Consider the following 12745-nt stretch of genomic DNA (forward strand, 5'->3'; position numbering starts at 1 on the left):
CATTGTTCCATTTCGTTGCGCTGCACCTATGCTTGGCAACCATAAGCCGACTGCTGGTCGCGTTGGCTGGGGTTCCTACGGTGGCACAGTTCATTCGGGAGTTTTCTGCATGTCGCGTTTTTGGAAGATCGCGCTGATCGTCGTCGCGGTGGTCGTGCTGGCCATCGTCGCCGTGCGGCTGCTGCACAAGCCCGGCGGTGCGGGGCAGGGGCAGCCCGGTGGCATGGGCGGCAAGGACAGTCCCCCGGTGCCGGTCACCGTGGTGCCGGTGGTGAAGGAGAACGTGCCGGTCTACCTCACCGCACTGGGCACGGTGCAGGCACTCAACACCATCACCGTGAACCCGCAGGTGAGCGGCCAGCTGATCAGCCTCGCCTTCACCGAGGGCCAGCAAGTGAAGAAGGGCCAGCTGCTGGCGCAGATCGACCCGCGCACCTTCCAGGCGGCCTATGACCAGGCGCTGGCCAAGCAGAAGCAGGACACGGCTTCGCTGGCCACCGCGCAGAGCACGCTCAAGCGCAACCAGGCGCTGGTGGCCAAGGGCTACGTGGCGGCACTGGACATGGACACCTACCGCAACAACGTGAACCAGCTGGAGGCCGCCGTGGTGCAGGACAAGGCTGCCGCCGAGAGCGCCAAGGTGCAGCTCGACTACACCCAGATCCGTTCGCCGATCGACGGCGTCGCCGGCATCCGTGCGGTGGACCCGGGCAATGTGGTGACCACCACCAGCACCATTGTCACGCTGACCCAGCTGCACCCGATCTACGTGATGTTCAACCTGCCCGAGCAGAATCTGGACATCGTGCGCAAGGCGCAGCTGAAGGCGGCGCTAGAGGTCACCGCGCTCGATCGCGTCGATGCGCACCCGGTGGCCACCGGCGGCGTGCTCCAGGTGATCGACAACGAGATCGACGCCACCACCGGCACGTTCCGCCTGAAGTCGCAGTTCCCGAACGTGGACAATGCGTTGTGGCCGGGCCAGTTCGTCAACGTGCGGCTGCAGGTGCGCACCGATGACGGCGCCCTGGTGATTCCCGCCGAGGCGGTGCAGCGCGGCCCGGATGGCGACTACGTCTACCAGGTGCAGGGCGACAACACGGTGAAGATGCAGCCGGTGGTCGTCGCCGGCGAGGTGGGCGACAGCCACGTGATGATCGGCAGCGGCCTCAATGTCGGCGAGAAGGTCGTCACCGAGGGCCAGTTCCGCCTGAAGCCCGGCAGCAAAGTCAATCCGCTCAAGCCTGGCGAGGTGCCGCCGGCGCCCACCGCGGCGGAGATGCAGAAGGCCAAGCAGCAGGGCAAGAACGGCAATCGCCGCGGCCACTGACGTTCCCCCGGCGACCGTCGCCCTGGCGACGGTCGCCTGACACCCGCCGCCATGATGGCAGCGGGCCACGCATCGCCTCCCGGCGGCCGCGCGCCCCGGCGAGCAGGACGCCACCCAGACAGCAGCACGGACACCCATGGGATTCTCGACGCTCTTCATCCGCCGCCCGATCGCCACCTCGCTGCTGATGGTGGCGATCCTGCTGCTCGGCATCCTGGGCTACCGCCAGCTGCCGGTGTCGGCGTTGCCCGAGATCGAGGCGCCCAGCCTGGTGGTGACCACCCAGTATCCCGGCGCCAGCGCCAGCACCATGGCGGTGCTGGTCACCACGCCGCTGGAGCGCCAGCTGGGGCAGATCTCCGGCCTCACCATGATGAGCTCGGATTCCTCCGCGGGCCTGTCCACGATCATCCTGCAGTTCTCGATGAGCCGTGACATCGATGTGGCCGCGCAGGACGTGCAGGCGGCGATCAACCAGGCGCGCGGCGTGCTGCCCAGCAACCTGCCGTACCCGCCGATCTACAACCGGGTGAACCCGGCCGACGCGCCGATCCTCACGCTGTCGCTGCAGTCGGACAGCCGGCCGCTGCGCGACGTCAACGATTACGCCGACTCGATCCTCGCGCAGAAACTGTCGCAGGTGCCTGGCGTGGGCCTGGTCTCGATCGCCGGCAACGTGCGCCCCGCGGTGCGCGTGCAGGTGAATCCGGCGCAGCTCTCCAACCTCGGCCTGACCCTGGAAGACGTGCGCAGCGCGCTCACCCAGGCCAACGTCAACGCGCCCAAGGGCACGCTGAACGGCAAGACGCAAAGCTACTCGATCGGCACCAACGACCAGCTGGCCGATGCCGCCGACTACAAGAACACCATCATCGCGTACAAGAACAACGCGCCGGTGATGCTCTCCGACGTGGCCAAGGTGGTCGACGGCGTGGAGAACGACCAGCTCGCCGCATGGGCGAACGGCAAGCCCGCGGTGCTGCTCGACATCCGCCGCCAGCCCGGCGCGAACATCGTGCAGACCGTGCAGTCGATCCGCCAGATCCTGCCCGAGCTGCGCGCGGTGTTGCCCGCCGACGTGCACCTCAACGTGTTCGCCGACCGCACCATCACCATCCGTGCCTCGGTGGAGGACGTGCAGTTCACCCTGCTGCTGACCATCTTCCTGGTGGTGGCGGTGATCTTCGTGTTCCTGCGCCGCTTGTGGGCCACGGTGATCCCCTCGGTGGCGGTGCCGCTGTCGCTGCTGGGCACATTCGGCGTGATGAGCTTCACCAGCATGTCGCTGGACAACCTCTCGCTGATGGCGCTCACCGTGGCCACCGGCTTCGTGGTGGACGATGCGATCGTGATGATCGAGAACATCGTGCGCTACATCGAGCAGGGCAAGAGCGGCAAGGAGGCGGCCGAGCTGGGCGCGAAGGAGATCGGCTTCACCGTGCTGTCGCTGACGGTGTCGCTGATCGCGGTGTTCCTGCCGCTGCTGCTGATGCCCGGCGTCACCGGCCGCCTGTTCCACGAGTTCGCTTGGGTGCTGACCATCGCGGTGGCGATCTCGATGCTGGTGTCGCTGACGCTGACGCCGATGATGTGCGCCTACCTGCTGAAGCCCGACCAGCTGCCCGAGGGCGAGGACGCGCACGAGCGCCATCTCGCCGCCGGCAAGCGCACCGTGTGGTCACGCATCGTGGGCGTGTACGAGCAGTCGCTGGACTGGGTGCTCGACCACCAGCGGCTGACCATCCTGGTGGCGGCGGCCACGGTGGCGCTGACCGTGTTCCTGTACATCGCGATCCCCAAGGGCCTGCTGCCCGAGCAGGACACCGGCATGATCACCGGCGTGGTGCAGGCCGACCAGAATGTGGCGTTCCCAGCGATGGAGCAGCGCACCCAGGCGGTCGCCGACAAGCTGCGCAAGGATCCGGCGGTCGCCGGCGTGGCCGCGTTCATCGGCGCGGGCACGATCAACCCCACGCTCAACCAGGGCCAGCTCTCGATCGTGCTGAAGGATCGCGGCAAGCGCGACGGCCTGGACAAGATCCTGCCGCGCATGCAACAGGCAGTAGCCGACATCCCCGGCGTGGCGCTGTACCTCAAGCCCGTGCAGGACGTGACGCTGGACAGCACGGTGTCGGCTACCGAGTACCAGTATTCGCTGTCCGACACCAACATCGACGAGCTGGCGAAATACGCCACCGAGATGACCCAGGCACTGCGCCAGCGACCCGAGCTGTCCGAGGTGGGCAGCAACCTCGCCGACCAGGGCAATGCGCTCAAGCTCACCATCGACCGTGACAAGTCCTCCCGTCTGGGCGTGCCGGTGCAGACCATCGACGACACCCTCTACGATGCGTTCGGCCAGCGCCAGATCTCCACCATCTTCACCCAGCTCAACCAGTACCGGGTGGTGATGGAAGTGGCGCCGCAATTCCGCACCACCACGGCCCTGCTCGACCAGATCACCGTGCGCGGCAACGGCAACGGCGCGCTTACCGGCAGCACGGCCACCAGCTTCGGCCAGCTCACCTCCAGCAACTCCGCCACGCCGTCCGGCATCGGCAACACCGGCAACGTGGGTTTCATCGTCGGCGGCGGCGGCACCATCCCGCTGTCCTCGCTGATCAGCGCCAAGGTCACCAGCGCGCCGCTGGTGATCAGCCACCAGAACCAGCTGCCGGCGGTGACGCTGTCGTTCAACGTGGCGCCGGGCTACTCGCTGTCCGATGCGGTGAGCGCAATCCACCAGGTGGAGGCGCAGCTGAAGTTCCCGCCGCAACTGCGCGGCGAGTTCATCGGCAAGGCGGCGGAGTTCTCCAACAGCCTGGGCGACGAAGTGCTGCTGCTGCTCGCCGCGATCGTGGTGATCTACATCGTGCTGGGCGTGCTGTACGAGAGCTACATCCACCCGCTGACGATCATCTCCACCCTGCCGCCGGCCGGCGTGGGTGCGTTGCTGGCACTGATCCTGTTCGGCATGGACCTGTCGGTGGACGGCATCGTGGGCATCGTGCTGCTGATCGGCATCGTGAAGAAGAACGCGATCATGATGATCGACTTCGCGATCGAGGCGCAGCGCAAGGGCATGAGCGCGCGCGACGCGATCCACCGCGCCTGCCTGCTGCGCTTCCGCCCGATCATGATGACCACCGCCGCGGCCATGCTCGGCGCGCTGCCGCTGGCGCTGGGCACAGGCATCGGTGCGGAACTGCGCCGGCCGCTGGGCGTCTCCATCGTGGGCGGCCTGCTGCTGTCGCAGCTGGTGACGCTGTACACCACCCCGGTGATCTACCTGTACATGGAGCGTTTCCAGGACTGGCTGCACGAGCGCCGCGAGCAGCGCCTGCTGGCCCGCGCGCAGGCCGACGGCCCGGCGCATTGAAGGATCTTGGTCTGCCGGGCATCGTGCGCCGGTGTCGCATTCAACGCGGCGAAACGATCTACTGTTTCGCCGCGTGCACGTTGAGCAGGACATGAACCGCCGCATTGCCACCCGCATTCTCCCGCCGCATTGCCACGGATGCCGGGCATGAACATCTCCGGCATCTTCATCCGCCGCCCGATCGGTACCTCGTTGCTGGCGATCGGCGTGTTCGTGACCGGCATGATCTGCTACATGCTGCTGGGCGTATCGGCGCTGCCGGACATGCAGTTTCCGGCGATCTTCGTGCAGGCCAGCGAGGCCGGTGCGGATGCCTCGACCATGGCTTCCACCGTGGCCGCGCCGCTGGAGCGCCACCTGGGCCAGGTGCCCGGGATCGAGATGATGCACTCGTCCAGCTCCGAGGGCAGCACCTTCGTCTTCATGATGTACAACAGCGGCGTGAACCTGGATGCCGCGGCGCGCGACGTGCAGGCCGCGATCAATGCCGCGATCCCCGATTTGCCCGCAGGGGTGACGCCGAGCTACCAGAAGGCCAATCCCAACGACGATCCGATCATCGCGATCGCGCTGACCTCGACCACGCAGTCCGCGGCAGAGCTGTACAACGTGGCCGACACCCTGCTGGCGCAGCGCCTGCGCCAGCTGAAGGGCGTCTCCTCGGTGGATATCGCCGGTGCCGCCACGCCGGCAATCAGGGTGGACGTGAACCTGCGCGCGTTGAACGCGATGAGCCTGTCGCCCGACCAGCTGCGCAACGCGCTCACCGCCGCCAACGTCACTTCGCCGGAGGGCTTCCTGTCCAACGGCAAGACCACCATGGCGATCAGCTCCACCGCCCAGCTGCACACCGCCGACGACTTCGCCAAACTGGTCATCGCGATGAAGAACGGCACGCCGGTGCGGCTGTCCGATGTGGCCAAGGTGTATGCCGGTACCCAGGACGCCTACCAGGCGGCCTGGTTCCAGGGCAAGCCGGCGATCCTGATGTACGTCTACAAGAAGTCCGACGCGAACGTGATCGCCACGGTGGACGAGGTGCGCGCCCAGCTGCCGCTGCTGCACAACTACCTGCAGCCGGGCACCAGGATGACGCCGTTCTTCGACGACACGCCCACCATCCGTGCCTCGCTGCACGAGGTGCAGGCCACGCTGCTGATCTCGCTGGCGATGGTGGTGCTGACGATGGCGCTGTTCCTGCGCCGGCTGGCGCCCACCCTGATCGCCGCGGTGGCGGTGCCGCTGTCGCTGGCCGGCGGCTTCGTGGCGATGTACGTGCTGGGTTACACGCTGAACAACCTCACCCTGCTCGCGCTGGTGATCGCGATCGGCTTCGTGGTGGACGACGCGATCGTGGTGATCGAGAACATCATCCGGCACATCGACGCCGGCATGACGCGCATGGAGGCCACCCTGGCCGGCGCGAAGGAGATCGGCTTCACCATCGTCTCGATCACTGCCTCGCTGGTCGCGGTGTTCATCCCGCTGCTGTTCGCCGGCGGCTACACCGGCATGTTCATGCACGACTTCGCGATGACCCTGGTGGCCGCGATCCTGATGTCGGCGCTGGTCTCGCTGACCCTGACCCCGGCATTGTGCGGACGCTTCCTCAATGGCCACGATCACCGGGCCGCCGGACCGTCGCGGCTGGGGCGCGCGCTGGACCGCTTCCATGCCGGCATGCAGGCGGTCTACAGCCGCGCGCTGGCGTTCTCGCTGCGCCACACGCTGGCGTTCTCGCTGACCCCGCTGGTGCTGATCGCGCTCACGTTCTTCCTGTTCGGCGTGGTCAAGAGCGGCCTGTTTCCGCCGCAGGACACCGGCCTGATCTGGGGCCGTGCCACCTCCAGCGCCACCGTCTCGTTCGGGCAAAGCGAGCAGCGCATGCAGCGTCTCACCCAGATGCTCATGTCCGATCCGGACGTGGCCACCGTGGGCACTCGCCTGGGCAGCAGCCGGCAGGGCGCCAGCGGCTCGTTCAACATCGATTTGAAGACCCCCGGCCAGGGCCGCAAGGACGACACCTTTGCCGTGCTGGCGCGGCTCAGCGCCAAGGCAGCGAAGTACCCCGACCTCAACCTGCGCCTGCGTCCGCTGCAGGATCTGCCCAGTGCGAGCGGCGGCGGCACCAGCCAGGGCGCGCAATACCAGATCGGCCTGCAGGGCAATGACCTGTCGGAGTTGGAGGAGTGGCTGCCGAAGCTGGTGGCCGAGCTGAAGAAGAACCCCAAGCTGCAGGACGTGGGCAGCGACGTGGACGAGGGTGGCCTGCGCCAGAACATCGTGATCGACCGTGCCACCGCGGCGCGGCTCGGCGTCTCGATCGGTACCATCGACGGCGCCCTGTACGACGCCTTCGGCCAGCGCCAGATATCCACCATCTACTCGGATATCAACCAGTACACGGTGGTGGTGAACGCGCTGCCCAACCAGACCGCCACGCCCGAGTCGATCAACCAGCTCTACGTGCCGTCCAGCAGCGGCACGATGGTCCCGCTCACCGCGTTCGCGCACCAGGTGCCCGGACTGGCGCCCTCGTCGATCTCGCACGAGAACCAGTACACCACGATGGACCTGAGCTTCAACCTCGCCCCCGGCGTGACCATGGGCGAGGCGATGGCGATCGTGCAGGCCACGGTGACGAACATGCGCATGCCGGGCGACATCAAGCTCAACATCGGCGGCGACTTCCGCCGCTTCCGCGACGTGCAGAGCGGCATGCTGTGGCTGGTGCTGGCCGCGGTGCTCACCGTCTACATCGTGCTGGGCATGCTGTACGAGAACCTGATCCACCCGGTGACGATCCTGTCCACCCTGCCGGCGGCCGGCGTGGGTGCGCTGATGGCGCTGTGGATCACGGATACCGAGCTGTCGGTGATCGCGCAAATCGCACTGGTGCTGCTGATCGGCATCGTGAAGAAGAACGCGATCATGATGATCGACTTCGCCCTGGTAGCCGAGCGCGAGCACGGCAAGAGCCCGCTGGAGGCCGTGCACGAGGCCTGCCTGGTGCGCTTCCGCCCGATCATGATGACCACCATGGTGGCGATCCTCGCGGCGTTGCCGATCGCGATCGGCCTTGGCGAGGGCAGCGAACTGCGCCGCCCGCTCGGCATCGCGCTGATCGGCGGCCTGCTGATCTCGCAGAGCCTGACCCTGCTCAGCACGCCGGCGCTGTACGTGGTGTTCTCCTGTCTCGGCGCGCGCTGGAAGGCATGGCGTGCGCGCCGTGCCGGGCAGCGGCGCGCGGCCCCGTTGCGCCTGCCTGGCTGAATGGCCGGCAGCCGTTCTTGCCCGCAGGCGCGCCGCTGCCCGTAAGATGACAGCCCGGCGTCCGCCGGGTTGCCATCAGGGGCATGCAGCATGATTCGGTTTCCGTCGCGTTTCACGCGCAGCGGCGTGGTACGGGTATGCGCCGCGCTGGCCTTCGCGGCCTGCGTCTGGTCGACGGTGTGGCCGGAGCCGGAGCCGTTGCAGAAGCTGTTCGTGCTGGCGCTGATGCTGTGCGTCGCCGGTGCACTGCTGTGTGCCAGCTTGCGCCTCGCCTTTTCGCTGCTGCTGGGCGGCGGCTTGTTCTTCGCGTTGCGCTTCGTCTCCGACCTCAAGGAGAACTACCTCGAAACGGCGCTGATGCCGGCGGACTTCGTCTACTACGCGCGCTCCAGCCTGATCGCCACGCTGCGTCATTATCCGCACCTGTACCTGCTGAGCGTGGGTGTGCTGCTGCTGGTGCCGTTGCTGCTGGTGCTGGCGTGGCGGCTGGACCGGCCGTTGTCCGCGCAGCGACGCGGCTGGGGCGGGGCGGCTTGGCGCATCGGCGGCGTGCTGCTGTGCGCGGTGGCGTTCCGCGCGTGCCTGCTGCCGGAAGGCCCGTTCGCCGGGCTGCACAACCGCGACGTGTGGGACAAGCTTTCCGACGACGCCCAGCTCACCAACTTCTTCATCAACATCAACGACGGCGGCGTGACGATGCCGGCGATGTCCGACGACGCCACGGCGCAGCAGCAATGGGGCGCCACCGCGAGCGGCCGGCCCGGCACGCGGCCGCCGCCGTATCCGGACATCGTGCAGGTGCTGGAGGAAAGCACCTTCGATCCCTCGATCTACACGGCCTGCGACGTGCCGGGCTGCAAGTTCGCGCTGTTCCAGCCCGACGCGCGCACGCGCGGCACCGGCCTGTTGCGCACGCACACCTGGGGCGGCGGCACCTGGGTCAGCGAGTTCGCCGTGCATACCGGCCTGCCGCAGGACATCTTCGGCAAGGGCGGCATGTACGCGCCTTTCGTGCTGGCGCCGCACGTGCACGACACGCTGCCCGACCTGTTGCGCCGGCTGGGTTACCTCACCATCGCGATCTATCCCACCAACAGCGATTTCCTCAACGGCCGCGACGCGTACCGTGCCTATGGATTCGACCATCTCTACGGCGCGGAAGAGTTGGGCCTGGACGAATGGGACGAGACCGACGCGCAGATGTTCGCCGCGGCCAAGCACGTGTACGACAAGGTGAAGAAGCCGGGCCAGCCGGTGTTCGTGATGATCCTCACGATCAACCAACACGGCCCGCACGACGACAATCCGATGAACAAGCTGCCGTTGCCCTGGCGCAACATGGTGCAGGGGCTGGGCAGCAAGGACGAAAGTGCGCTGGATTTCGACACCTACCTGTGGCGCCTGCACGATTCCGACGTGGCGATGCGGGGTCTGGAGCACGATTTCCTCGACCGCGGGCAGCCCACCGTGCTGGTGCACTTCGGCGACCACCAGCCGTCCTTCGATGGCCTGATCCGCCCGCTCAAGCGCACGCTGCCGCCCGCGCTGGTGCCGCGGCGCGATTTCCTCACCTACTACATGGTCAAGAGCAACTTTGCCGGACCGCCGTTGCCAAGCTATCCCGCGCTCGACATCGCCTTCCTGCCGACCATGGTGCTGGAAGCCGCCGGACTGCCCGCCGATCCCTACTTCGCCGCCGCCGCCGAGTTGCGCGAGCGTTGCCAGGGCCGCTTCGACGACTGCCCGGACAAGGCGCTGCTGGCTTCCTACTACGCCTGGATCTTCGGGCGGCTGCACGTGTACGAGTAGGGCTGGCGCGATAGACCATGAACACGCAGGAACTCATCATCACCTGGGCCACGCCGGTGTTCTTCCTGCTGATCGGCATCGAGCTGCTGGTGGCGAAACTGCGCGGGCGCGACGCGTATGCCAGCAGCGACGCGATCAACAGCATCGGCCTGGGCGTGATCTCGCAGCTGGTGGCGGTGTTCACCAAGCTGCTGAGCATCGGCATCTACGCGTGGTGCGTGCAGCACTTCGCGCTGCTCAGGCTGCCGGTCCACAGCGCGCCGGTGTGGGTCGGCGCCTTGCTGGGCTACGACCTCTGCTACTACTGGCTGCACCGCATGGGCCACGAGGTGAACATCCTGTGGGCCGCCCACGTGGTGCACCACCAGAGCGAGCGCTACAACCTCTCCACCGCGCTGCGCCAGACCGGCAGCGGCGCGCTGCTGGGCTGGATCTTCTACCTGCCGCTGGCGATCCTCGGCGTGCCGGTCGAGGTGTTCGTGGTGGTGGCGCTGATCGACCTGCTGTACCAGTTCTGGGTGCATACCGAGCAGATCGGCCGGCTGGGCTGGTTCGACCGCGTGTTCTGCTCGCCGTCCAACCACCGCGCGCACCACGCGGTGAACGACCGCTACCTCGACCGCAACTACGGCGGCATCCTGATCCTGTGGGATCGCCTGTTCGGCAGCTTCGTGGAAGAGGACGGCACCGACCCGCCAGTGTACGGCACGCGCTCGCCGCTGCGCAGCTGGAATCCGCTGTGGGCGAACGCGGAGGTGTACTGGCGCACCGCGCAGGATGCGTGGCACGCGCAACGCTGGCGCGACAAGCTGCTGGTGTGGATCAAGCCGCCGGGCTGGCGGCCCGCCGACGTGGCGGCGCGCTTCCCCAAACCGGCTTTTGCGATGCCCGGCGAACGCTACGACCCGCCGATAGCCGTGCCGCTGAAGTTCTATGTGCTGTTGCAGTTCGCGCTGCTGCTGGGCATGGCCACCCAGTTCCTCGGCATGGCGGGCAGCGCCGCCTTGCCGGTGCTGCTGCTCTACGCGGCCTACCAGCTGGCTGGACTGTGCGTGCTGGGTGCCATGATGGAAGGCCGGCGCTGGGCCTGGTGGGTCGAAGGTCTGCGCGTGCTGGCCACCGCCGTGCTGCCGCTGGCCAGTGGACACTGGTTCGGCATCGGCCATCTGGATGGCCGAACCGCGTCGGCATTCGTGCTGGTGTTTGGCGCCAGCGCCTTGGCGTTGCCATGGCTGCGCGCTTCCTCGCTTGGTGCATCGCAGCGTGGGGAGTGCATGACCGCTGGCCCATGACCTCTGGCAGGGATTCGCTATGATCCGCCGGTTGCCCGCAGGAATGAGCCCATGCGTTTTCTGAGCCGAATGCTCCGCCACAAGTCCGTCGAGCAGTTGCAGAGCGAAGCCGGGCAGCGTGGCGACTTCCGCCGCGTGCTGGGTCTGTGGCAACTCACTGCGATCGGCATCGGCGGCATCATCGGCGTGGGCATCTTCGTGCTGGCCGGCCAGCAGGCGGCGATGAACGCCGGCCCCGCGGTGGCGCTGTCCTTCCTGATCGCGGGCGCGGGCAGCGCCTGTGCGGCACTGTGCTACGCCGAGTTCGCCGGGCTGATCCCGGTGACCGGCAGCGCCTACACCTACGGTTACGCGGTGCTGGGCGAGTTCGTGGCCTGGATCATCGGCTGGGATCTGTTGCTGGAATACGCGCTGGTGGTCGCGGTGGTCGCGATCGGCTGGTCGGGCTACGTGCAGGTGCTGCTGGCTTCGGCGGGTGTGCACCTGCCGGAATGGGCGCAGCAGAGCATGAGCGCGCAGACCATGCAGTACTACCTGCAGCAGATCTTCGGCGTGCACGGCGGCACGGTGATCGCCGCGCCCAGCGACGACCACCGCTTCAACGTGATCGCCGCCGGCGTGTCGCTGGCGGTGGCATTGCTGCTTACCGTGCGCATGGAATGGGGCGCGCGCTTCAATACCGTCATCGTGGCGATCAAGGTGGCCGGCGTGCTGCTGGTGATCGGCGTGGGCGCGTTCTTCATCCACACCGCGAACTGGCAGCCGTTCATCCCCGCACGCACGTTCGATGCGCAGGGCGTGGGCCATTTCGGCTGGGCCGGCGTGCTCACCGGTGCCAGCGTGGTGTTCTTCGCGGTGTTCGGCTACGACACGCTGACCACCGCGGCGGAGGAGGCGAAACATCCGCAGCGCGACCTGCCGCGCGCGGTGTTGCTGTCGCTGGCGGTGGCGATGGTGCTGTATATCACGGTGTCGCTGGTACTCACCGGCATCACCCATTACAGCAACTTGAACGGCGACGCCTCGGTGTCGCAGGCGTTCGAGTCGATCAGCCTGCACTGGGTAAGCATCGCGATCGCGGTGGCCGCGGTAGTGGGCGTCACCAGCGTGCTGTTCGCCTTCATGCTGGGCGCGGCGCGCATCTGGTTCGCGCTGGCGCGCGACGGCCTGCTGCCGGCGTGGTTCGCCAAGGTGAGCCCACGCTTCGGCACGCCGGCGCGACCCACCCTGATCCTCGGCGTGTTCACCGCGATCGTCGCCGGCCTGCTGCCGATCGGCGAGGTGGCCGAGCTGGTCAACATCGGCACGCTCAGCGCCTTCATCATCATCTGCTCGGCGGTGCTGGTGCTGCGCATCCGCAAGCCACAGCTGCCGCGCAGCTTCCGCATGCCGTGGATCGCCGTGCTGGCGCCGCTGGGCGTGCTGTTCTCGCTGCTGCTGATCTTCGGCCTGCCGTGGCAGGACGCGCACGGCTGGCAGCGCATCGGCGGCCTGCCCGCGATCACCTTCGAGCGTTTCGTGATCTGGATGGCGCTGGGCTGCCTGATCTACTTCGGCTACGGCATGCGGCACAGCAAGCTCGAACGGGGCGGCTGAGCGCTCCGGCATGCACATGCGCCGGCCTCGGGGCCGGTGCATGATGCCCCGATCCGGGAAAGGGGT

General features: G+C 67.4%; 6 protein-coding genes. All 6 read left to right on the forward strand.

All coding sequences use genetic code 11. The annotated features are described in order from the left end of the window. The first annotated feature begins 109 nt into the window (after positions 1 to 109). The 6 genes from ABQJ54_RS08485 to ABQJ54_RS08510 all read left to right on the forward strand — a co-directional run bounded on the left by ABQJ54_RS08485 (position 110) and on the right by ABQJ54_RS08510 (position 12679). Positions 110 to 1330, forward strand: a complete 1221-nt coding sequence (locus ABQJ54_RS08485; RefSeq protein ID WP_367853861.1) for an efflux RND transporter periplasmic adaptor subunit — start codon at positions 110 to 112, stop codon at positions 1328 to 1330. Positions 1331 to 1466: 136 nt separating this feature from the next. Then, complete coding sequence (locus tag ABQJ54_RS08490; RefSeq protein ID WP_367853862.1) at positions 1467 to 4709, forward strand: efflux RND transporter permease subunit; 3243 nt, start codon at positions 1467 to 1469, stop codon at positions 4707 to 4709. A gap of 147 nt (positions 4710 to 4856) precedes the next feature. Further along, positions 4857 to 7982, forward strand: coding sequence for an efflux RND transporter permease subunit (locus tag ABQJ54_RS08495; protein WP_367853863.1), 3126 nt, complete (start codon positions 4857 to 4859; stop codon positions 7980 to 7982). 90 nt (positions 7983 to 8072) lie between these two features. Beyond that, the gene (locus tag ABQJ54_RS08500) at positions 8073 to 9791 is read left to right on the forward strand and encodes a sulfatase-like hydrolase/transferase (protein ID WP_367853864.1); all 1719 of its coding nucleotides are present in this window, start codon (positions 8073 to 8075) and stop codon (positions 9789 to 9791) included. Positions 9792 to 9808: 17 nt separating this feature from the next. Then, positions 9809 to 11083, forward strand: coding sequence for a sterol desaturase family protein (locus ABQJ54_RS08505; RefSeq protein ID WP_367853865.1), 1275 nt, complete (start codon positions 9809 to 9811; stop codon positions 11081 to 11083). A gap of 51 nt (positions 11084 to 11134) precedes the next feature. Further along, the gene (locus ABQJ54_RS08510) at positions 11135 to 12679 is read left to right on the forward strand and encodes an amino acid permease (RefSeq protein WP_367853866.1); all 1545 of its coding nucleotides are present in this window, start codon (positions 11135 to 11137) and stop codon (positions 12677 to 12679) included. Positions 12680 to 12745 lie beyond the last annotated feature (66 nt).

The sequence above is a fragment of the Rhodanobacter lycopersici genome (assembly GCF_040812335.1).
GTDB lineage: Bacteria > Pseudomonadota > Gammaproteobacteria > Xanthomonadales > Rhodanobacteraceae > Rhodanobacter_A > Rhodanobacter_A lycopersici.

What these genes read in the sequence shown, in the direction of transcription:
- ABQJ54_RS08485 (WP_367853861.1), top strand. Translation starts at nt 110, where the DNA reads ATGTCGCGTTTTTGGAAGATCGCGCTGATCGTCGTCGCGGTGGTCGTG.
- ABQJ54_RS08500 (WP_367853864.1), top strand. Translation starts at nt 8,073, where the DNA reads ATGATTCGGTTTCCGTCGCGTTTCACGCGCAGCGGCGTGGTACGGGTA.
- ABQJ54_RS08490 (WP_367853862.1), top strand. Translation starts at nt 1,467, where the DNA reads ATGGGATTCTCGACGCTCTTCATCCGCCGCCCGATCGCCACCTCGCTG.
- ABQJ54_RS08495 (WP_367853863.1), top strand. Translation starts at nt 4,857, where the DNA reads ATGAACATCTCCGGCATCTTCATCCGCCGCCCGATCGGTACCTCGTTG.
- ABQJ54_RS08510 (WP_367853866.1), top strand. Translation starts at nt 11,135, where the DNA reads ATGCGTTTTCTGAGCCGAATGCTCCGCCACAAGTCCGTCGAGCAGTTG.
- ABQJ54_RS08505 (WP_367853865.1), top strand. Translation starts at nt 9,809, where the DNA reads ATGAACACGCAGGAACTCATCATCACCTGGGCCACGCCGGTGTTCTTC.